Genomic DNA, 22498 nt, shown 5'->3' on the forward strand with positions numbered 1-22498 from the left:
CCGTTCGGGGGTGTGGTCCGGTGCTGCGGGCGGCCGGCGCGAGGGGTGGTCGGAGGCCGTCTACGAGAAGGCGTACCGCGGTGCCTCTGCCGCGCTTATGTCACGAGTCCGGGCTGGATCTGGATCTTGCGGCCGACGCCCGCCTGGAAGCGGGCCATCGCGTCCGGGAATGACGCGAGCGGCAGGCGGTCGCTGATGAAGACGTCCGGGTCGATGACACCGGTGGCGAAGAGGGCAGCGGCACGTTCAAAGCTGTGCAGCACGGCCATCGAGCCGGTGATCGTGATCTCCTCGTTGTAGATCCTGTACGGCTCGATGGTGGCCCGGGTGGCGTAGTCGGCGACCCCGAACTGCAGGTAGGTGCCGCCCTTGCCGACCCGGCCGAGGGCGTCCTGGATGGCCTTGGCGTTTCCGGTGGCGTCGACGACCAGGTCCCAGCCGTACGCCGACCGGTCGAGCTCGTCGGCGGACACGGCAGCGGCCGAGCAGCCCAACCGCCGGGCCGTGGCGAGGCGTTCGGCGTATGTCGACGACGTCGACGCTCGCGGCGCCGGTCGACTTGGCGAGCTGGAGCATCATCAGGCCCATGGTCCCGGCGCCGTAGATGAGGACGCGGGAGGCGAGCCGGGCGCGCAGGACGTCGTAGCCACGCACGGCGCAGGAGAGCGGTTCGATCAGGGCCGCGTCCTCGGTCCGTACGCCGTCGGGCAGGACCACGCAGTTGGCGACCGGCGCGGGCACGAACTCGGCGGCGCCGCCGGAGTGGGTGACCCCGATGGCGGCCCAGCGTTCGCACAGATTGTTGCGGCCACTGCGGCAGTAGTGACACTCGAAGCAGTACAGCGACGGGTCGACCGCGACCTGGGCTCCGACGGTGAGTTCGGTGACGCCCGAACCGATCGCGACGACCTCCCCGGCGAACTCGTGACCGGGGACGAGGGGAAGCCGTGGTGCGAACTCCCCCTGGAGGATGTGCAGATCGGTGCCGCACAGTCCGACGGCCGACACCTCGACGACGACCTCCCGCGGGCCGGGGGCGGGGTCGTCGATGTCGGTGATCTCGATGCCGCCGGGCTGGGTGATGATGGCTGCTTTCACTTCACGGCTCCCAGGGAGAGGCCGCGGACGAGTTTGTCCTGGGCAGCGAAGCCGGCGATGAGGACCGGCAGGGAGACCAGCGTGGCCGCCGCGCACAGCCGGGCGAGGAACAGGCCCTCGTTGGTGATGAAGCCGACGAGGAACACCGGCGCGGTCGACGCCCTGGTGGCGGTGAGGTTGACGGCGAACATGAACTCGTTCCAGCTGAAGATGAAGCAGATCAGGGAGGTGGCAGCGAGTCCGGGCATGGCGACCGGCGCGACGATCCGCCACAGCACGGTGACGAGGTTGGCTCCGTCGACCTCGGCCGCCTCCAGGATCTCCTTGGGGATCTCGGCGAGGAAGGAGCGCATCATCCACACCGCGATCGGGAGGTTCATGGCGGTGTAGAGGATGACCAGCGTCCATACGTTGTCGAGCATGCCGACGTTCTTCACGATCATGTACACCGGCAGCAGGGCCGCGATGGCCGGGAGGAACTTGGTGGACAGGAAGAAGAACATCACGTCGGTCCACTTCTCGACCGGCTTGATGGACAGCGCGTAGGCCGTCGGCACCGCCAGGACGAGCACCAGCAGCGTCGAAAGGACGCTGGCGGTGGCCGAGTTGACGAGGAACGGCGCGATGTCCCGGCCGAGCAGTGTCTCGTACTGGTCCAGGGTGAGCGGGGCGAAGGGGGTCGGCGGGTTGGTCGCCGCGTCGGCCTCCTGGTGGAAGGAGGTGAGCACCATCCACGCCACCGGTGCGAAGAACGCCAGCGTGGCGGTCCAGGCGACGAAGGTCCACAGGGGCGAAAGTCGCGGCGAAGCGCTGGGGTCGCCGTGATCCTTGGGACGGCGGACGAGCTTCTTGAGCCTCGCCCCGGGGGCGGCGGCTGCTGTTGCTGCCTGGGCGGTCATCGGGATGCCTCCTCGCGGAACAGCGACGCGATGGTGCGCAGCGCGAACGTCGCGATCACGATCGAGCCGAGTACGACGACGACACCGGCGGCGGCCGCCTCGCCGTACTCGTACTTGCGGAACATGGTCAGGTAGATCTCGTACGGCAGGTTGGTCGTCTCCGAGCCGGGACCACCCTGGGTGATGGTGTAGACGGCGTCGAAGGTCTGGACCACGTAGATCGTGCCGAGCAGGACGCCGAGTTCGATGTACTGCCGCAGGTGCGGCAGGGTGATGTGGCGGAATGTCGCCATCGCGGACGCCCCGTCGACCTTGGCCGCCTCCAGGACGTCACCGGGCTGCGCCTGCAGGCCGGCCAGGAGGATCAGCATCATGAACGGGGTCCACTGCCAGACCAGCGAGATCACGACGGCCGGCATGGGGAAGGAGGAGACCCAGTCGACCGTGGGCCCGTTGTCCGCTCCGAAGAACCGGTAGACGGCGTTGAGGGTGCCGTTGAGCAGGCCGTAGTCGGGGTTGTAGACGGCGTGCTTCCACAGCAGCGCCGAGGCGACCGGCATGACGAGGAACGGGGCGATGAGCAGGGTGCGCGCAAGGCCGCGGCCGGCGAACCGGCGGTCGAGCAGCAGCGCCAGACCGAGTCCCACGACCACGCTGAGGAGCACCACCGAAGCGGTGAGCACGATGGTGTTGAGCACTGCCGAGCGCAGCCGCTCGTCGGTGAAGACGAACGCGTAGTTGGAGAGTCCGGTGAAGCGCTGCTCCTCCGGCTTGAGGATGTTCCACTGGAAGGTGGAGATGACGAGGGTCGCCACGAAGGGCAGCTGGGTGACGGCGACGGTGAAGATCAGCGCCGGCAGCAGCGGAATGCGGCGCCTCCACTTGCCGATCCCGGCGGGCCTCCGTGTGCGGGCGGGGCGCGGCTGCTTCTTGTGTGCCGTGGGTGTCTTGGGTGTACCGATGAGCGTGGTCATGGACTTTCCTACGCCAGTGAGGCCGGGGTCGGGGAAGCGGCGCCCGGCCGGCGGGGAGACCGGCCGGGCGCTCGCAATTACTGGTTCTCGGCGACTGTCTCGGCGAGCTTCTGGCCGTTGGCCAGTGCCTTGTCCACGCTGGTCTTGCCGGCGATGGCCGCGGATATCTCCTGGGTCACCTTGGTCCCGAGGTCCTGGAATTCGGGGATGGCCACGAACTGGATGCCCACCGTCGGCCTGGGCTGGACGCCCGGGTTGGTCGGGTCGGCCGCCTCGATGGACTTCAGGGTGACGTCGCCGAAGGCCGCGGAGGCCGCCTTGTACTCGGGGATCTCGTAGGTGCTGGCCCGCTTTCCGGCCGGAACGCGCGACCAGCCGAGCTTCTCGCCGACCAGCTTCTCGTACTCCTTGCCGGACGCCCAGAGCATGAACTTCGAGGCGGCGTCGGCCTTCTTCGTCGTCTTCGGCATCGCCCATGACCAGGCCCACAGCCAGCCGCTGTTCTTCGTCTCGACCACAGGGGCGTACGCGTAGCCGACCTTGCCGGCAACCTTGCTGGATTTGGTGTCCTCCAGCGACCCGGCCGCGCTGGTCGCGTCGTACCACATCGCGACCTTGCCCTGGCTCATCGCGTTCAGACACTCGGTGAAGCCGGCCTGCGGGGCGCCCGCCTCGCCGTGCTTCCTGACCAGGTCGACATAGAACTTGGTCGCCTTCTTGAACTCCGGGCTGTCGACCCGCGCCTTCCAGTCCTTGGTGAACCAGGTGCCGCCGAAGGTGTTGACCATGGACGTCAGCGGTGCGCCGAGCTCGCCCCAGCCGGGAAGTCCGCGCAGGCAGATGCCCTTCATCCCGGGCCGGGCCCCGTCGACCTTGGCCGCGATGTCGGCGACCTGCTGCCAGGTCGGCCGCTCGGGCATCGTGACGCCCTTCTCGGCCATGACCTCCTTGTTGTACATCAGGAAGGAGGACTCACCATAGAAGGGCAGGCCGTAGAGCTTGCCGTCGGCTCCGGACAGGGACTGCACCATCGGCTCCAGCAGGTCTGCCTTGTCGAAGCCCGGGTCCTTGTCGGCGTACGACCCCAGCTCGTGCAGCCAGCCGTGCTTGTTCCAGATGGGCACCTCGTAGGCACCGATGGTGGCGACGTCGTACTGGCCGGCCTGGGTGGCGATGTCCTGGGTGACCTTGTCGCGCAGCTCGTTCTCGGGAAGGATCGTGAAGTTCACCGTGATGCCGGTGTCCTTCGTGAAGGTGCTCTCCGTCAGCTCCGCGATGTCCTCCATCTGCGGATTGCCGACCATCAGCACATTGATGCTCTCGCCGCCGCCCGATGCGCTGCCGCCGCCCGCACCTGCACATCCGGTGGCCAGGACGGCGATGACGGCTACGCCTGCGATGAAGGTCTGTCTGCTCGATGGCATGGCGAGGTCCTCTTCTATCGGTGCGGGCTGCGGGGAGATCACGTCGGCGTGGGGTCGCCGACGGGGCGGGGGCGGCTACGGATCCGTCCTCGGAGAGGCGGCATGGAGACCGCTGGAGAGCATTGTTAGCAGAAGCTGTCGGTCTTGTTAACACTTCTTGCGAGATATTTATCCGGAACCTATGGTGAGTGCGCGCCGCACGAGAGCGCTCGTTGACACCTGCATGGAGACCAGATGATTACTGTTGTCGGAGAGAGCCTCGTCGATGTGGTCCGCGCGGCCGGGGCGGTGCGAGACGGAAGCGCGCACCCCGGCGGCTCGCCGGCCAATGTCTCGGTCGGCCTCGCCCGCCTCGGGGCGCCGGTCACGCTGATCACCCAGTTCGGCGACGACGACAACGGGCGACTGCTCGGCGACCACCTGGCCGCCTCGGGCGTCCGCGTGCGACGGGTGCCTAGCAGCGCCCTCACCAGCACGGCGACTGCCGTCCTCGACGAACACGGCGCGGCGCGCTACGTCTTCCGGCTCGCGTGGGACCTCCCCGCACCGCCCGAACCGGCGGAAGGGACTCGCTGTCTGCACACCGGCTCGCTCGCCACCTCACTCGACCCCGGCGCCCGAGCCGTCGAAGAGCTGCTCGCCCAGCAGCGCGCCGAAGGCTCCGCCACCATCAGCCTTGATCCCAACATCCGCCCCGCGCTGCTGCCTTCACGGGAACTGGCCCGCTCCCGCACCGAGCGCCAGGTCGCCCACGCCGACATCGTGAAGGTCAGCGAAGAGGACCTCCAGTGGCTGTACCCCGGTCTGGCCCCGTACGACATCGCCAGGTCCTGGCAGCGCACTGGTCCGGCCCTGGTGATCGTGACGCTCGGCGCGGCCGGCAGCCTGGCCGTCACCCAGGGAGACATCGTGCGTCAGCCCTCCCCCGTGATCCGGGTGGCGGACACGGTCGGGGCGGGCGACGCCTTCACCGCGGGCATGCTGCACTGGCTGTACGACGCCGATCTCCTCGGCGGCGATCGCCGGGACGCCCTTCGCGGCATCGACCGACAGGACGTGACGCAGCTGCTGGACATGGCGACGACCACGGCCGCTGTCACGTGCACCCGCCCCGGTGCCGATCCGCCGACGCTGCTGGAACTGCACGCCTGGCCGAGCACGGCCTCGGTATGAACGTCGTTCACGCGTCCGGCGCCGAACTCGTCGAACGCGCCCGCGCACTCTCCGGCCAGGGCGGACGGCGGACCGTCCTCGGCATCACCGGCGCGCCGGGCGCGGGCAAGTCGACCCTGGCGCGAGGACTGGTCCAGGCGCTGGGGCCGGACACCGCCGTCCTGGTCCCGCTGGACGGCTTCCACCTCTCCAACACGACGTTGCGCGCCCTGGGACGCCGTGACCGCAAAGGCGCATCGGACACCTACGACGCCGAAGGCTTCGTCCACCTGCTGCGCAGGCTGCGCGCCCGCAACGAACCGGTCGTCCACGCACCCGACTTCGACCGCGACATCGACGAGCCCATCGGCTCGGCCCTGCCGGTGCCCCGCGAGATCCCGCTGGTCGTCGTCGAGGGCAACTACCTGCTCTCCGGCGACGGCCCCTGGGCCCCGGCCGCCGCGCTCCTCGACGAGAGCTGGTACCTGGAGATCGACGATGCCATCAGACGCCGACGACTCGTGGCCCGCCACGAGTCACACGGCATGACACGTGCTCAGGCTCTCGCATGGACCCACGGAAGCGACGAGGCCAACGCCGAACTGGTGGCCCGCGTCGGCCGCTCCCGCGCCGACCTCGTCGTCACGGTGAAGCCGGCGACCGAGCCCCCACCGTAGCGGGCCGGTCCCGCCGGTCCGCCACGGTGGACGTCGGCCTCGGCCAAACCCTCGGTGACTGGAGGGCCCGGGGCAGGACGCCAGCAGCGCCTTGCTCCGCGCGCCACGACGCTCGACGAGGTCTTCCCCCTACTGGGCCCTGGCCCAGCATGGGCGGCTCTCTCATCCGTGAACGAGCGGGTTCGGGCTGAGGTCCAATCCGCACGCCGCCGTGACTGCCGGCCCCTATCCATCAGCAGTAGCAGTTGGCGGTGTCCAGGAACGTGCCGTCGGCGTCGCGAATCGCCGCCGCCAGGACCGGCCCGGTTGGCCGCATGCGCGCGATCGGCGGCCGGCTGGGCCCGGACCGCGTCGTCGAGGATGACCGCCAGGGCAATCAGCGCGACACGGCGGGTTGAGACCACAGGGCGCGGAACACGGCAGCCTCTACCAAGCCGGGCCTGCCTGCACGTCCCGCTTCAGCCGGGCCGGTGTCGCCGTCCGGCGGTGAGACGAGCCCAACGGGTCCGGCGGCTGCCCTCCACCCCTTCAGGAAGGCCCGCCTCCGCACAGAACACCGCTCCGTCCGGAGGCACCAAACTGCTAATGACATTCCGTCAGAAACCGCGCTGTTCGTGCGTCAAACGTGCGTCACGTGCGTCAAACATGCGTCAAGATATCGCCCGTAACGCACGTAACGCCCATAATGCACACAGAAAGAAACAGCAGGTCAGCGGCCCTTTTCGGCAGGCTCAAGGATCGCGACACACTCGACATGATGGGTCATCGGCAACAGGTTGAGATGCCTCACGACGGCAAGCAGACGACCACCACTATCCGCGTGCGAGGCACACCAGGAAGGTAATCGTCGAGAAACTCGCCACCTGCCTCTGGACGACTTCCCAAGCGAGCACGGGGCTTGCCGATCGATGCGCTACCTCACCACCGCTGCCGCCACAAAGGGACTGATCATCAGAGCCAGCAGCAGCCGCCGCATCGGCCCGGCGCCGTCGCAGCATTCGGCATCCGATGTGCCGCAGATGCCGTAGTGCAACGCAGCGTAGCCAGCACCAAGTCAGCACGGGAGTCAGCACGGTGCCTTCAAATCGTGCCCGAATAGTGCAACTCGGACAGCCTCCTTCGCGACTTGGTCGAGGGCTTCGGAGGAGCTTCGGGAGCGTCCGCATGGTGGACGCGCGCACTCCCGCGCCCAGAACTATGGTGTCCCACCACATACGCCTCTGACCTGCACGTTCCTACCGTGTGGCGACACGCAAACGTCCCCGTCACACTGCAGGAAGTGGTGCCGATGTCCTCCCCCGCGACCGCTCCGCCAGCCCCCGCCAGCCTCAAGCGCATCGTCGCCGCGAGTCTCATCGGCACGACCATCGAGTGGTACGACAACTCATCCGATCAGAGCTACGACCTGCGGTTTCCTTGCCATCGCTCGTCGTAAGTCAGCACCGAACCAGCACCGGGATCGTTCCGTGCTGAGCGGCCCGTTTCCTGACGCGTGGCCGAGACGCCCGCAAGCGGGTGGCCGTGGAGCTCCACGAAGGAATAGGTGCCGAAACATCGGAGCCCCACCCATGGATGGTGGGGCTCCGATGGCCGTTCCGTTTCGGAAGCAGGGGCTCACACAGTGGTACCCCCTGTCACCAGGACAGGAGGTACCACCGCGTTCACTTTCAGGGCAGGAATTCCCAGAACGGGCGGTCAGGCGCGAGGTGAGAACACACCGTCACGTCCTCACCCCTGAGGTAAGCCAGCAACCACTCGCCGAACGTCATCTCGTAGAGAGTCCACGCCGGACTGTCGAACTCCTGGACCACGACGCGCCAGGGCAACGAGGGTTCATCAGGAACACGAAGAAATACCCATTCCCCGGTCATGGCCGACGCCACCGGCAGCAACTCACCCGGGTTCACGCCTACCGGACTGGGCAGGAACTCCACCATGTCCTCCTCGCGCCAGAACTCGAGACCTCCCTGATGGTTCCTCCCAGACTGTGCAGAAAATGGCCGGCGGGTGCTCCAGCCCGACCATGGCGCCGGACCCGAACCGATGCCGGTCCTGAAGTTGACCGCAGTGCAGGAGAAAGTGTCCATGATCCTCCCACTTCCGTGTGCGGTTATTCCATTCCTTCTTGAAAGATTACTCCCCCTTCGAAGGCGGTCGCTTTCCGCTCAGAACCGCCGCGGTCCCTCATAATCCCAGTTTGAAATCAGGGAGGGAACCTGGGTCCAAATGATTATGAGCAGCACCAGAAGAGTCAGGGAGATCAACCAAGCAACCTTCCACCTGCGGGACACCGCTGCGGCAGCCAGCAGAAAGATAGCGGAAACCAACAGGATGAAGTTGGCCCCCACTATCTCATCGGGATCGGTCGTGGGCCCCACTTCCTCACCGACGAACGGGAGGCTCAACGCCAGCCAGAATACCGCGGCAAAGTACAACCCTGCCGCAACGAGCCCCCTACCCCACAGGCCGCCTCGACTTTCAGGGAAAACCACTTGCCAGTCCTTTCATTCGATACATGACGCAGTGCGCCCGGGACACGTTCCGGGCGCACTGCATCGAAAGCGGATCCTACCCCAGGAGGTCTCGCAGCATTGGCTGCCACCCGACTATTCGGCCACCATACCCCCGCGAACTGGGATTGGTGGCATAGAAGTCAGGCCCACCTTGATAGAAAGCACCGACGTTCTGTATGTCCGCATCCGTGAAATCAGCTGCCCCTCGGCCTGGAGCAATCTGATCTCGAGCCGTGGACAGGTATCTTGCCGACAGGAAAATGTTCTGAACATTGTCCTGTAGCGAGTCTATGATCTCGCTCCTCTGACCCCGCGTGAGGTCCTGTGGATTATATCCGAGCAAGTCGGCTGCGACACCGATCTGCATGCTGACATTCCCGAAGGACGCATTGTCGCCGCCCTTCAGCTGGCCGGCCAAGTCCGTGACCGGCGGCTTTCCCGAAACCTCGTTGTATGCGACACCGGCCACCAGAGTCGCCGGGAGGTTGTACTCCGCTGCGGCCGCCTTGATGGTGTCCGCGTATGCAGCGACGAAGTCACGCTTGTACTGCGCCCGGTCCTCTTCGACGCCGCCAAAGATCCAGTTCCAGAGCTGCGCCCCGGCGTCCCAGTCGCTCCAGACATCGAGGTCTTTCCCCGAACCGAGGCTGCTGGACAGGCCTTGCAGCCACGCGTGCTCGGCTGTGATCTGCGCAGCTCCGCTGCAGTGCTCAACGTTCGTGCCCCACCAGCAGCTCTGACCGCCCTCGACCATGGTCGAATCGGGTGCGGGTGTGGAAGGCCCTTCATGGCCGACGTCCCATCCTCCCCCGTCGTTCATGGTGCAGGTGTAGCCGGATTCGTTGCACTCAATAGGGCGGTGTCCGCCGTACTCGATGAAGGTGGTGGGGTTGCCGCCAGTGAAGGCGTACCGATTGCCGGTGAAGGGGTCGGTGCCGAGCCCCATATCGGCAAGGGCGCCGTTGTACATATCCCGGGTGGTGAAACGGTTCAGGCCCGGGCTGTAGTCGCGGAAGCCCATGTCGTAGGTGCCGGACTGGGCGTCCCAGCGCTTGGCATTGTAGCGGTACGGGTTGTAGGCCTCCTTTGTGGGATCGGCCGCATCCGGCTTGTCGATGCCAGTGAACTCGGCCTCGTCGTCCGAGCCGTAGGCCGTGTAGCCGTATGTCGCCTTTGTGTCGCCATTGGCGTCAGTGAGCGTCTCGACGTCGGTGTGGCTGTTGTAACCGTAGTAGCCGTCCTCCGTCGTGCCGTCGGTGTTGTGCTTGACCTGGGAGAGACGGTGGCCCCACGGGCTGTACTGGAAGGACTTGGTCAGCGCACCCGCGACCTCTTCACTCAGTACCTCGCCGGAGAGGCCGAGGTAGGTGAAGTCGGTGGTCTTGCCGTCCGCCGTCTTCGACGCGGTGCGGTCCAGCGGGTCGAAGGTGTACGTCGTCGACTTCATCACGCCCGTCTCGTCCCGCTTCTGGGACTCCACGACGTGATCGAAGCCGTCGTATACGCTCCGCGAGATGACCTGACCGCCGCTGGTCACCGACTCCTGACGGCCGAACGGGTCGTAGTTGTGGCTGGCGGTGACGCCCGACGTGGTAGCCGTCCGCAGCCGGTTGCGGTCGTAGTCGTACGTGGTGCTGGTGCCCTTGACCGTCTGGCTGATGACGTTGGCGTTGTCGTCGTGGACGTAGGTATCCGTCCCCGCCCCGGTGCCGGTCTTCACCGACTTCGCCAGGCGGTTGGCCGGGTCGTAGGTGTAGTCGGTCGTCGATTCGAGGTACGCCGCGTGATCATCGGCGTTCATCTTCTTCGCCACGTCCTGCGCCTTGTTCCCGTTGGGGTCGTAGGCGTAAGTGTGCGAGGAGACGAGGGTGCCGTTCGGCTTCTTCTCGCTCGTCGACTTCATCGCGCCGTCGAGGTAGTAGGTGTGGTCGACCGTGTTGCTGTTGGCCTTGGTCTCCTTCAGCGTCTGGCCGCGGTCGGTGTAGGTGTACGACGTGACCTTTGGGGACGCGTCGGTGACCGACGTGCCGACCGACACCGTCTTGACCAGCTCACGCAGGTCGTAGGTGTACTTGGAGAACTGGTCGGGGTGTGTGACCGTCTCCGTCTGGCCGTTGGCGTCGTAGGTGTACGACGTGGACTTCTTCTCCTGGCCCGCGAGGGCCTCGGTGACCTTCTGGACCTGGTTGAGGCCGGTGTAGGTGACCGTGTACGCGTCGACGTTGGCACCGGATGAGGTGTCGTCGATCGACGTCAAATTGCCGTTGACGTCGTAGGCGTAGGTGAAGGTGTGCTGCTCGGTGTCGGTGTCGGCCGAGTTGTCACGCACCAGCTTCACGCCGTCGGCGACCACGGTGCCGGCGCTGTTCTCGAACAGCTCCAGCTTGGCCGCGTTGCCCTGCGCGAAAGTGTACGAGCCGAGCGGCACCCAGGCGCCTGCGGCCGCGGTCTGGTCGATCGTCTTGTCGACCGTTCCGGTTGCGTGGGTGAGGGTGTACTTCGCCGCCGTGGCCGCACCGCTGACCTCCGGGTACTTCACGTACACGTCGTACGAGCCGTCCGCCGGGATGTTCAGCGTCCAGGCGAAGGCGTCCGTGCCCGTGCCCGCCGTGTGGGTGGCGTGGTCGTAGCCCTGCTGGCCGGTGATGTCTCCCGTCGTCCAGGTGCCGGTGGCAGAGGTGTTCTGGGTGTCGGAGTTGTCGACCAGGACGACGTTCTTCCCGACCGGAACGCCGTCGTCGGACTTCGACTTGAGCTTGCCGTCCGGGAAGTACGACCAGCTCATCGTGCGGTTCGAGGAACCGCCTGCCGAGGTGAGCGTCCGGGCGGTCTGCTGGCCGAGGTCGTTGTAGTCGTACGTGGTGGATATGTCCCACGGGTCCGTGGACGATTTCGCCCACCCGTTGTCGAAGTAGCTGAAGATCGTCTCATTGCGGACCGTCTGGCCCTCCGACGGCGGGAGCGAGGTCTTCGCCACCCGCCCCACGGCGTCGTACACCGTCTCGGTGTAGACGTTCGGGTCGTTGTAGCGGGCGTCCGCCGGGTCGTACGGCTGGAACTGCTTGACCGGGCGGTTCAGCGCGTCGTACTCCGTACGCGCGGTGAAGTCGTCCGCCGTCGCCGTCTCCACGCCTCGCGGCGTGATCACCTTGGTTGTGTTGCCGACCTCGTCGTACTCGTACTTCGTCGTCCGGTACGTGATCGTCGTGGTGCCGTCGTGCGGAGCTTTGACCTCCGTGGTCTTGCCCCGCTCGTCGTAGATGACGGTGGTGGTGTTGTTCTCCTCGTCCGTCGTGGAGACCACCAGGGAGTCCTTGTCGTATGCACGGCTCGTGGTCTTGCCCGCCGCGTCCGTGACCGTCGTGACCCGGTGGTTCAGATCGTAGGCGGTCTTGGTGGTGTAGTCGGTGGTGTCGGCAGTCGCGTTCTTCTTGGGGTCGATGACTGTGGTGAGGTTGCCGACGTTGTCGTACTCGTACGAGATCGTGTCACCGGCCGTGTTGTCGGCCGAGGTGAGCTGGTAGATCGCGTCGTAGTGGTGAGTCGTGACGTAGTCCGTCGGATCGGCTGTGGTCAGCGAGCCCTTGGGCTCCGTCGCCGTCTTCAGGTTGCCGACCATGTCGTACGTGTAGAGCGACTTCCGCTCGTCCGACGTGGCGGTGTCCTTGGGCGCCGTTGCCGAGACGACCTGGTCGGCCGCATCGTACACCGCCGCGGAGACAGCACCACTGGGTGCCGTCGACTTCGTCACATTGTCGTTGGCGTCGTAGACCGGGGCCGGAGTGGTGATCAGATCGTTCGTGGCCTGGTCCTTCGGCACCGTGTTGCCCAGCGGACGTCCGAAGGTGTCGTAGGTCTGCGTGGTCTTCTTACCCAGAGCGTCGGTGACCTCGGTGACCTGGCCGCGCTCGTCGTACACGTAGTGCGTGGACTTCTGCAGCGAGTCCGTGATCGTCGCCGGGTAGCCGGTGGGACCGAAACCGCTGTTGGTGGTCGGGTTGCCGTTGGCGTCGGTGGCCTTGGTCAGGTGGCCGTAGGTGTCGTAGTCGTACGAGGTGGTGTAGTCACCCGCGGTCGTGGTGGCGACGCCCTTGGGGTCGGTGACTGTCTTCAGGTTGCCGAAGGTGTCGTAGCCGAACTGCCACTTGCGGCCCTCCGGAGAGGTCTTGGTGGACAGGTCGGCCGAGAAACCGTCGGCGCGGGTCTGGTACGTGTACTGCGTCGAGTTCGCCGGGAAGGTGCCGGGCGCGCAGTCCGATGCCGGCGGGACGCCCGCCTTGTTGTTCTCCGCGTCGCGCTGCCAGAGTGGGTAGCCCGTCTTCTGGTCGTAGCAGTACGCGGTCTTGGCGCCGTTGGCCTCCTCCAGGTACGTGACGTTGTTGTCGGCGTCCCAAGACATCTTCGATGTCTGCGACTTGGCGTTGGTGGTCTGGACCGGGCGGCCGAAGTCGTCCGTCACATAGTCCGTGGCGTGGTTCTCGGCGTCGGTGACCTTGGTGTCGGTGAACTTGGGGTTCGTCGCGTTCGCCGCGTAGGTGAAGCCCGTGGCGCCCTGCAGACGGTCAGTGATCGTCTGGGTCCACCAGTGGTACTTCGGGTCGTCACCCTCCTTCGGGTAGTAGTACGCCAGCGACGTGCCGTTCCCGCGCGGGTCCGTGGCCTTGACCAGCTTGACGTTCTTGTTCCCCTGCGTGGCGTCGTAGGTGAACGTGAAGTCCTTGGGCTGGCCGGAGCCCACACCGTCGGTGAACTGGCCCAGCAGGCCCTTCTCCGTGTAGTAGAAGGCGATCTTGCGACCGGAGATGTCCGTCATGGACTTCACGTGGTCGTAGATCTTGGAGTTGGTCAGGTTCGAGCCGGTGACCTTCGCGCCCGTGTCGTCGATGTACTCGTAGGACGCGTCACGCTTGTTGTAGTAGTCGACGGTGAGCGACTGCCGGCCGGCCGGGTCCGTGATGTACTTCAGGAACTTGGTCGGCTTGTTGTTGGACTTGCGCTCCTCGTAGGTGAACGTCTGCGTGTTGCCGTTCTTGTCGACCGTGGAAGTCATGTAGCCGTCGCAGCCGAACAGGAACCGCGTGCCGTCGGGGCGGGTGAGCGTCCAGGCGTCCGGGACCGGGTCGGCGGACGGCTTGCAGTCCAGGCCCGGCTTCATCTCGACCTGGTAGTGGACGCCCGCCGGGGCCTTCCACACGCTGTTGACGCTGTCCCAGCGGAAGACGTGCGTGGTGCCGTCGCCGTCCGGGAGACGGATCTCCGTCGGATTCGGGTTCGGGTGAAAGTCCAGCGGGGCCCCGAGCCGGATCGGCCCGGCCGCCTGGAACGACCAGCCGTGACCGGCGACCGTGTCCGAGGTGTCCTGCGAGTTGTACGCGAACCGGGCGAAGGTGCTCAGGCCACGGCCCGGGTTCGTGAACGCGTTGTACTGCCAGACGCTGTTGCCCGCCGCCAGGTTGTTCATGACCGTCGAGCCGGCGCCGGTGTTCTTGCCTGTGTAGGAGTAGAACTTCTCCAGGCCGAGCTGGTTCGACGTCGGGTCCTCGACCGCCACGTTCTGCTTCAGCGCCGGGATGCCGCCGGTGCCGGCGGACAGCCAGGTGCCGTCGGAGATCTTGCGGACGTCCCAGCCGAGCACGTACTCGTTGCGCTTGTTGCCGGAGTCCGAGTTGATCGGGGTGGCGACCTGGGCCTGGATGGTGGCCGACTTGCCCGGCGCCAGGGCAGGGATCGGGGTGGCGAGCTGGTTGCCGCCGGTGGTCACGTCCGTGCCGTCGGGCAGCTTCCAGGTGTAGGACAGCTCCCGCTCACCCTCCGTCCACTGCGAGGACGTGGTGTTGGTGACCGTGAAGTCCACCGTGTAGGTGGTGTTCGGGGTCATCCGCGACGGGGTGGTGGGCGCGTAGTACGTGGACTGCGTGGTCGAGTCGACGTAGATGACCTGCATGTACGGGCGCAGCTGCGGGTCGGCCGCTTCGGCGGACAGGAACAGGGTGCGCTCCTGCGGGCCGGAGGAGGACTCGTCCTGCAGCCTGACCGCGACGCCCTTGTTGCCGGCCGGGTTCTCCACCCAGCTCTGCATCAGGCTGGTGGCGTCCCACCAGTGGCGGCCGACGTCCGACATGTTGGCGACCGTGTCGGAGACGGCGGCGTTCATGTCACCGCCGGGGCTGGTCCAGGCGGTGGTGGAGGTGGCGTTGTTCCACGTGGCGCTGGTTTCGGCGAAGTCCCTCGTGAGGGCGTGGAGTTCGTAGATCGCTCCGGTGCTGCCCGTGGTGGTCTCCGCGCCCCACATGTACATCCGGTTGTTGAGCACCGTGGCGGTGGCCGGGATGTCGCTGGTGGGGAACTTCAGCACGGCGCGGGTCGTGCCGTAGGTGCCGGAGTTGTTGCCGACGCTCAGCCAATTCTGGCCGACGCCCCAGGACTGGATGGTGTCCTGGTTGGTGGTGGGCTGCTGCGAGGAGAGGGTGGTGTCGGTGACGCCGCCCTGGCTGCCCTGGATGATCTTCATCGTCCGGCCGGCCTTGGGAATGCCGACGACACGGGTCGGGGACCCGAGCAGGTCACCGTCCTCGGTCTTGACCGCGATCTGGTAGTAGTACGACTTCCCGATCTCGCTCGAGCTCGAGTCGGGTGTCGGGACCGCGGTGGTGTCGGTGTAGGCGGTGGCCGCCTTGTCGATCGGCGCGATCAGCGTCGCCGCGGACGGGGTGAAGTCCTGCTGCGTGGAGCGGTGCAGCTGGTACTCGACGATGTCCGCGCCCGTGTCGCCGCTGGTGTTCTTGTACGCCGGCCAGTGCAGCTCGGGGCCGGTGGAGTGCACGACGGTCGGCGAGTCGAGCGCGGTACCGACGCGGCCCCAGGTCACGGTCAGACGCGGGATGCTGGAGGTTTCGCCGCCGTAGTAGCCGTCACCGGCCTCGTAGCGGGGACCGCCGAGCGGTGCGGTGGACGACTCGTCCTTCGCCGTCAGCACGAAGCCGTGATTCGCGGTGCCGTTGACCCACTTCTGCACGGTGTCGGCGACCGGGAACTCGTGCCACTGGTTGTACTCGCCCTTGTTCTTGACGATCTGGGCGGGGTTCACCAGGCGCACCGCGTCCGCGACGACCGCGGTGGAGGTGGAGGCCGGTCCGTCGCCGAGGACGACCTTGCCGACGGTGCCCTTGGTGAACGGCAGCTGCTTGCCGCCGTTCAGCGAGGTCCACACACCGTTCGTGCCGGCCGACTGGTCGACGGTGAAGGTCTGGCTGCCGTCGCGGTGGGTCACCGTGTACGGGGCGTTCGTCGCCCGGTCGGTGGCCGGCACGTAGTGCACGTCGACGCGGTAGGTGGCCGTGTCGGTGACCTTCGGCTGCCAGGTGTACGTGTCGCCGGCGACCGAGTCCTTGTTGTAGTGGTAGTCCTGGCCGATCGCGTACTGGGTCAAAGTCGAGCCGGACGCCGGCCAGACACCCGTCGCCGCGGTCGTCCCGGCGTCACCGTCGTCCGCCTGGACGCTGGTGCCCGACAGCTCACCGACGAGGCCGCTGGTGTTGGACCAGGTGGCCGTCGACTCGTCCCAGGCGCCGGTCGCGCGGTGCGCCTCGATCGTGACGTCGTTGCCGCCTGTGGTGTGCGTCTGGTCGAAGTAGACGCCCAGCCGGGCGCCGTCGACCTTCACCCCGGCCGGGATCTCGTCCAGCGGGAACTTCAGCAGCGACCGGGCCTGGGCGCTGCTGGAGGTCTTGCCCACGGACAACTTCCAGGACGAGTTGAAGTTCGTCGAGGCGGAGTCGGACAGAACCATGGTGTCCTGCGAACCGGACGGCGAGGGCGCGATGGTGATCGTCGGGTCGACCACCACCGGGTACTGGCGCTCCTTCGCCGCCAGCCACTTCGCGTCCGGCGTGACGGTCAGCTTCCAGCCGTCCCCGTCACGGGTGAGCTTCTGGCTGACGGCGGCGCTGTACTCGAACCCGTACGGCGAAGAGGCCGACTTCTTCGCGTCCGTCATGTACGGGGCCGGAATGACCAGCACCGGCGTGTTCGGCAGCTCGCCGAAGAACGCGATCGACCCGTCCTTGCGGGCCTTCGGCGTCAGGCCCTCGGTGTCCAGGGTGAAGGTGTACTTCACCGGACCGTCGGGCCGCTCGGCCAGGACGATGTTCTCCTTCACCCGGCCCGGACCGACCCGATACTCCAGATCGGCGCCGTTCACCGCTCCCCTGTAGGTGACGGTGGCGCCCTTGGCCTCGGGCTTCAGCTTCCCGCCGGCGCCCTGGAGGCCGAGGGTGACCGACCGGTCGCCGTCGGGCGTCTCGAAGCGCAGCAGCTTCTCCGGGTCGGAGGAGAACCAGCTGCGGCCGGTGTTCGCCGTGTTGGCGAAGTCGAAGCCCTTGGACCTGACCGCCCTGACCTGGGTGTCGATGGACTTCCAGGACTTGGAGGCCGGGTCCTGGTACGAGGTCGGCGCGGCCGACAGTTCGGCCTCGACCCGGCCGTCGGAGAGCTGCCAGAAGCGCGCGGAGGGCGTACGGCGGGAGGTCAGTTCCTTGACCCGTTTCGCCTTCGGATCATTCTTTCCCGGGGCGAGCTTTTGCCGGTCGGCTATTCCACGATTGCCATAGGAGGACGGCTCCTTGTTTTCCTTGCCGTCATCTTCGAACCACCCGGCGACGGTGTCGACAATCGACTTGCCGTCGTCCTTCTCGGGCTCCGATGGTGAGGCCGCGTATGCGACCTGCGGAAGCAGTGTGCCTGCCACCGCCGCGACCACCAGACAGGAGACGTATCTCCCGTATGGCACCTTCACGTCATCACCTTTCGACATCGGCGATCCGATCACGCCATAGGCGAGACGGGCACACCGAACGAGCCGGAGCAGAGGATTCCGCCCGGCCTGGAATGACTGCACCGCCACCCGCGAGCCGGAGAATCCCCAGTTCACAGAAGCGGCAGCAGATTATTGATCACTCGGGTGACGCCCCGTCAACCCCACGGACATTCAGGGGCAACCCGACCCGGGAAACACCCCCACTCCGCCCCTTTTGTCCGGTCGCTCGCGCGGTGCGCTCCGCGTGGTGTATAACCGCCCGGTTCGAGCACTTCGACATTGATCCGACTCACCGAAAGCCGGTCCCCGTTCATGTCATCCAAGGAATCCACGGAAAGCGCGGAGCCGGCGGCGGAGTCCGCCGGAACACCGGACACGGAAACCGCGGAAGCGGAGGTGACGGAAACGGAGAAGGCCGGCCAGAAAGCGGCCGTCGCAGAAATGACGGACGAGAGAATCGCGGACATCCAGGCGGCGAACAAGCACGCGGAAAAGGGCGGCGGCGGCCGGGCGGGAGTGGCGATCGCCGCCGTCCTGCTGCTCGCCTGCGGCGGCCTCGTCGGCTACGGCGTGCTCAACACGGAGGACAGGCCGAAGCCCTCCCCCGCCACGCCGGCCGCCGAGGTGACGTACGAGGTCACCGGCGCCGGCCCGGTCGAGATCTCGTACCTCGCCCGCAGCGAGGACGGCTCTGCGACCGTCGTCCGGGACGCCGAACTCCCGTGGAAGAAGACGATCCGGGTGCCGCTGGGCGAGGCGCCGACCGTGGCCGTCGTCCTGGGCGAGAAGGGCGGCCAGGCCGCCTGCACGCTCGCCATCCGCGGCAAGCATGTCCAGCGCGCCACGGCCATGGGCGAGTTCGGCCGCGCCACCTGCGCGGGCGAACTGCCCGCCACAGACAACTGATCGGCTGATCAACGCGCACAGCACGCGCGTACAAGTTCACGAAGGATGGCATGAGTCCGAGAGCGACCCGCGCACGGCGGGCGAGCAACACCAAACGCACCATCTGACTGGCGACGGGAGCCGTGGTCCTCGGGGCCTCCGGGGTCACGGCCGTGGCCGTCACCCCGGAGGAGACCGGCGCCCACGGCAAGCACGTCCAACAGCCACGGCGACGGGCAAACAGGGGGCCGCCTACGGGCCCGCGTCATCACCCGGACGCCTCGTGACGCGCCAGGTCGCAGTGCCTCAAACGCTGCCTGTGTGCTGCCTTCGACATGGACAGCCTCGATACCACTGGGGCCGAACAAGCCCTCGTAGTCGTCACTCAGCGAGGCGGCCTCAGCAGAGAAGCATGCGGTGGAGGCGCGGGAGGGTCTACTGGCTGGGCCAATTCATGGTCCGCCCCAAAGACGCCAGCCAATGGGATCAGTGAACACATCGGCGCGTCCATCGACTGCGGGCCGTTCAGTCCAGTTCTCGCTCTTTCGACGCTGCCCACCATCCTCCGAGTCGAAATTGGTCGCCGGGCTCGAATCCCAGCCGGTCGTACAGTTTCGTCAGATGGTTGGTGAGCGTGCGCGTACTCACTGGGATTGCTGCAGGGTTGGGTGACACCTGACCTGGCTTGCTGAGAAGCGGCCTGGAAGGATGTTGCAGTGCCCAAGCCGTATCCGAAGGAGTTCCGCGAGGACGTCGTGCGGGTCGCACGCAACCGCGAGCCCGGCGTCACGCTGGAACAGATCGCCACCGACTTCGGCGTCCACCCGATCACGCTCTCGAAGTGGCTGCGCCGCGCCGACACCGACGAGGGCGCCAGGCCCGCAACGACGTCGGGTGAGTCGGCCGAGCTGCGCGAGGCACGCAAACGGATCCGGCTGCTGGAGCAGGAGAACGAGGTGCTCAGGAGGGCTGCGGCGTATCTGTCACAGGCGAACCTGCCGGCAAAATGATGTACCCGCTCGTCCGTGAGCTGGCCGCCGCCGATGCCCCTCACCGGGTGCCGGTGGCGGTGACGTGCCGGGTGCTCGGGCTGGCCCGCCAGCCCTACTACCGGTGGCTGGCCCGGCCTGCCACCGACGCCGAACTTACCCAGGCATACCGGGCCACCGCCCTGTTCGACGCGCACCGCGACGATCCCGAGTTCGGGCACCGCTTCCTCCTCGACGAGGCCCGCGCCGGCGGTGAGGCGATGGCCGAGCGGACCGCCTGGCGGATCTGCCGGGACAACGGCTGGTGGAGTGCCTTCGGCAAACGCAGGGGCCGCGGGAAGAATGCCAAAGCCGGGCCGCCGGTCCACGATGACCTGGTGCGGCGGGACTTCACCGCAGACGGGCCGAACCGGTTGTGGCTCACGGACATCACCGAGCACGCGACCGGCGAGGGCAAGCTGTATCTGTGCGCCGTCAAGGACGTGTACTCCGGCCGCATCGTGGGCTATTCCATCGACGCCCGGATGAAGTCCCGCCTCGCGGTGGCCGCGCTGGAGTCCGCCGTTGCCCGCCGCGGCCCCGCTGCGGGATGCATCGTGCACTCCGACCGCGGATTCCCGTAAGGTCGCCGCCGTCCTCACCCGGCACGGCCTGGTCGGCTCAATGGGCCGGGTCGGGGCCGCCGGCGACAACGCTGCTTCAGAAACAACGCCCACCGCTCTGCTTACCTTCTGCGCGGATTGTCGGAACGGCATGGGTGGCGAACGAAATTTCCCTGACCGAATGTTCCACGTGGGGCGGGCTGCGATCTCCGCCTCGGGACGGACCTCGCTCGTCCAGTGACTGCATGAGCCACGTCCGCCTTGATTCACTGCCATGCCTGATCCATGCCGAACGTCGGAGTTCTACGCTGCGTAGTCAGCACCAAGTCAGCACGGGAGTCAGCACCGGGCCCCAAAACATACCGAACAGCGCAACCCAGACAGCCCTCCCTCGCCCTTCGAAATGACCCTCGAACCAGCTTGCCGACATGTCTCGCATGGTGGCCCCGCGCACACTCGACCCGAGAACTATGGTGTCCCACCACATACGCCCCTGACCTGGCCCTTCCTACGGTGTGGCGACACACAAACGTCCCCGCCAACTGTCCGGAAGTGGTGTCCATGGCCGCCCCCGCAACCGCTCCACCAGCGCCGAGCTCACTGAAGCGCATCGTCGCCGCCAGTCTCATCGGCACCACCATCGAGTGGTACGACTTCTTCCTCTACGGTGCCGCCGCCGCACTGGTCTTCAACACGCTCTTCTTCCCCGAGTCCGACCCCCTCGTCGGCACCCTGCTCTCCTTCCTCACCTACGCCGTCGGCTTCGCCGCCCGGCCCGTCGGTGCGCTCGTCTTCGGGCACTACGGCGACCGGCTCGGGCGCAAGAAACTGCTCGTCCTCAGCCTGTTGCTGATGGGCGGCGCCACCTTCGCCATCGGGCTGCTGCCGACCCACGCCACCATCGGCACCGCCGCTCCGGTGCTGCTGACCGTGCTGCGGCTCGTCCAGGGCTTCGCCCTCGGCGGCGAGTGGGGCGGGGCCGTGCTGCTGGTGTCCGAGCACGGGGATGCGCGGCGGCGCGGGTTCTGGGCCTCGTGGCCGCAGACCGGGGCGCCCGCCGGCCAGCTGCTCGCGACCGGTGTGCTGGCGGCTCTGACGGCGCTGCTCAGCGACGCCGCGTTCGAGTCGTGGGGCTGGCGCGTGCCGTTCCTGCTCTCCGGTGTGCTGGTGATCGTGGGGATGTGGATCCGGCTGTCCGTCGACGAGTCGCCGGTGTTCAAGGAGGCGCTGGCGCAGGCCGAGGCGCGCAAGGCCGACCAGGCCACCGAGAAGATGCCGCTGGTCGCCGTGATGCGGCACCACTGGAGGGACGTGCTCATCGCGATGGGTGCGCGGATGGCGGAGAACATCTCGTACTACGTGATCACGGCCTTCATTCTGGTGTACGCCGTGGAACACACCGGCCTGGAGAAGCAGACCGCCCTGAACGCCGTCCTCATCGCCTCCGCGATCCACTTCGCGGTGATCCCGGCCTGGGGCGCGCTCTCCGACCGCGTCGGCCGCCGCCCGGTCTACCTTGCGGGCGCGCTGGGTGTGGGCGCGTGGGCGTTCCCCTTCTTCGCCCTGGTCGACACCAAGAGCTTCGGTCTCCTGCTGCTCGCCGTGACCGTGGGCCTGGTCTTCCACGGGGCGATGTACGCGCCGCAGGCGGCGTTCTTCTCCGAGATGTTCGCGACGCGGATGCGCTATTCGGGCGCGTCGATCGGCGCGCAGTTCGCCTCCGTGGCGGCCGGCGCTCCGGCACCGCTCATCGCGACGGCGCTGCTGGTGAAGTACGACGGCTCGAGCATGGTGTCGGTGTACCTGCTGGGTGCGGTGGCCATCACGGTCGTCGCCCTGCTGGCGGCCCGCGAGACACGCCACCGCGACCTGGCGCAGATCGACGCCACCCGCTCACCGCAGAAGACCGCGGAGACGACCCCGGTCCGCTGAGTCCACGTCAGTCCGTGTCACCGGGACCCGTCCAGCACCTATCTGTTGTTCCAGGCGGTTCGAGAAAGTGGACGCTCCCCCGAGCCGCCCAAACGAGAAGAGGAACGAGAATGTCACGACGCCGGGCCCTGCGTGCCGCAGCCGTACTCGCCGCGCCTGTCATCGCGCTGGGGTGAGCACTTCTTCCGCGTTCGCCGCTGACACATGGGTCAACATGTACAAGAACGGCGTCAAGGTCGCCAGCATGCAGCACGTCGACAGCGGCGACTACTTCCGGGTCTACGACAATCACGCCGACGGCCACGGTGTGCGCGGGCACCTGTATTCCTGGACGGGTTATGACTACACGCTCGTGATGACCAAGTACAACGGCAGCGGAGCGGGCACCTACACGCAAATGCAGTACGACGTGTGGGGAACGAACTTCTACGCGATGCAGGTGTGTTCGGTGGACGGCTCGGGAGACACCTCGCCGGGTCCCTGCTCGGACATGAAGTACTTCAGTGAGTAAGGCGACTCTCCTTCCGGTCGTGCGGAC

Annotated in this window: 12 protein-coding genes and 2 pseudogenes; 7 read left to right on the forward strand and 7 right to left on the reverse strand. The window is 66.9% G+C overall.

The annotated features are described in order from the left end of the window. Positions 1-95: 95 nt before the first annotated feature. From OGH68_RS03945 to OGH68_RS03960, 4 genes and pseudogenes are all read right to left on the reverse strand, one after another. Positions 96-1098: pseudogene (locus OGH68_RS03945) on the reverse strand (zinc-dependent alcohol dehydrogenase family protein). Next, entirely contained in the window at positions 1095-1997 is a 903-nt protein-coding gene (locus OGH68_RS03950; RefSeq protein WP_264241903.1) for a carbohydrate ABC transporter permease, read from the reverse strand. Before OGH68_RS03950 ends, OGH68_RS03945 begins: the two are co-directional and overlap by 4 nt. After that, the gene (locus OGH68_RS03955; RefSeq protein ID WP_264241904.1) at positions 1994-2971 is read right to left on the reverse strand and encodes a carbohydrate ABC transporter permease; all 978 of its coding nucleotides are present in this window, start codon (positions 2969-2971) and stop codon (positions 1994-1996) included. The genes OGH68_RS03950 and OGH68_RS03955 overlap by 4 nt, the downstream gene beginning before the upstream one ends. 77 nt (positions 2972-3048) lie before the next feature. After that, on the reverse strand, positions 3049-4395 hold the full coding sequence (locus OGH68_RS03960; RefSeq protein ID WP_264241905.1) for an ABC transporter substrate-binding protein: 1347 nt from the start codon (positions 4393-4395) through the stop codon (positions 3049-3051). Between the two features lie 234 nt (positions 4396-4629). On the opposite strand from OGH68_RS03960, the gene OGH68_RS03965 reads away from it, so the two are divergent. The 3 genes from OGH68_RS03965 (at position 4630) to OGH68_RS03975 (ending at position 6622) form a co-directional block, all read left to right on the forward strand. Next, positions 4630-5568 (forward strand): carbohydrate kinase family protein, encoded by a 939-nt coding sequence (locus OGH68_RS03965; RefSeq protein ID WP_264241906.1) that lies wholly within the window; start codon positions 4630-4632, stop codon positions 5566-5568. Then, positions 5565-6224 carry a nucleoside/nucleotide kinase family protein gene (locus OGH68_RS03970; RefSeq protein ID WP_264241907.1) on the forward strand — a complete coding sequence of 220 codons (660 nt, stop codon included), beginning with the start codon at positions 5565-5567 and terminating at the stop codon, positions 6222-6224. The genes OGH68_RS03965 and OGH68_RS03970 overlap by 4 nt, the downstream gene beginning before the upstream one ends. A gap of 251 nt (positions 6225-6475) precedes the next feature. Beyond that, complete coding sequence (locus tag OGH68_RS03975; RefSeq protein ID WP_264241908.1) at positions 6476-6622, forward strand: hypothetical protein; 147 nt, start codon at positions 6476-6478, stop codon at positions 6620-6622. Positions 6623-7891: 1269 nt separating this feature from the next. Here the strand turns inward: OGH68_RS03975 and OGH68_RS03980 are convergent. The 3 genes from OGH68_RS03980 to OGH68_RS03990 all read right to left on the reverse strand — a co-directional run bounded on the left by OGH68_RS03980 (position 7892) and on the right by OGH68_RS03990 (position 17549). Beyond that, a complete protein-coding gene (locus OGH68_RS03980) occupies positions 7892-8311 on the reverse strand; it encodes a hypothetical protein (protein WP_264241909.1) in 420 nt (139 codons plus the stop codon). A gap of 78 nt (positions 8312-8389) precedes the next feature. Next, on the reverse strand, positions 8390-8716 hold the full coding sequence (locus tag OGH68_RS03985; protein ID WP_264241910.1) for a hypothetical protein: 327 nt from the start codon (positions 8714-8716) through the stop codon (positions 8390-8392). Positions 8717-8792: 76 nt separating this feature from the next. Further along, the gene (locus tag OGH68_RS03990) at positions 8793-17549 is read right to left on the reverse strand and encodes a DNRLRE domain-containing protein (RefSeq protein WP_264241911.1); all 8757 of its coding nucleotides are present in this window, start codon (positions 17547-17549) and stop codon (positions 8793-8795) included. A 444-nt stretch (positions 17550-17993) separates the two neighbouring features. Here OGH68_RS03990 and OGH68_RS03995 point away from each other — a divergent pair, with 444 nt between their 5' ends. The 4 genes and pseudogenes from OGH68_RS03995 (at position 17994) to OGH68_RS04010 (ending at position 22471) form a co-directional block, all read left to right on the forward strand. After that, positions 17994-18458, forward strand: a complete 465-nt coding sequence (locus tag OGH68_RS03995) for a hypothetical protein (protein WP_264241912.1) — start codon at positions 17994-17996, stop codon at positions 18456-18458. A 695-nt stretch (positions 18459-19153) separates the two neighbouring features. Beyond that, positions 19154-20134, forward strand: a pseudogene (locus OGH68_RS04000) (IS3 family transposase); the annotation flags it as partial. 455 nt (positions 20135-20589) lie between these two features. After that, on the forward strand, positions 20590-21960 hold the full coding sequence (locus OGH68_RS04005) for an MFS transporter (RefSeq protein WP_264241913.1): 1371 nt from the start codon (positions 20590-20592) through the stop codon (positions 21958-21960). Between the two features lie 172 nt (positions 21961-22132). Continuing rightward, the gene (locus OGH68_RS04010; protein WP_264241914.1) at positions 22133-22471 is read left to right on the forward strand and encodes a hypothetical protein; all 339 of its coding nucleotides are present in this window, start codon (positions 22133-22135) and stop codon (positions 22469-22471) included. Positions 22472-22498: the final 27 nt, after the last annotated feature.

Origin of the sequence: Streptomyces peucetius, assembly GCF_025854275.1 — a bacterium.
Taxonomy (GTDB): Bacteria; Actinomycetota; Actinomycetes; order Streptomycetales; family Streptomycetaceae; genus Streptomyces; species Streptomyces peucetius_A.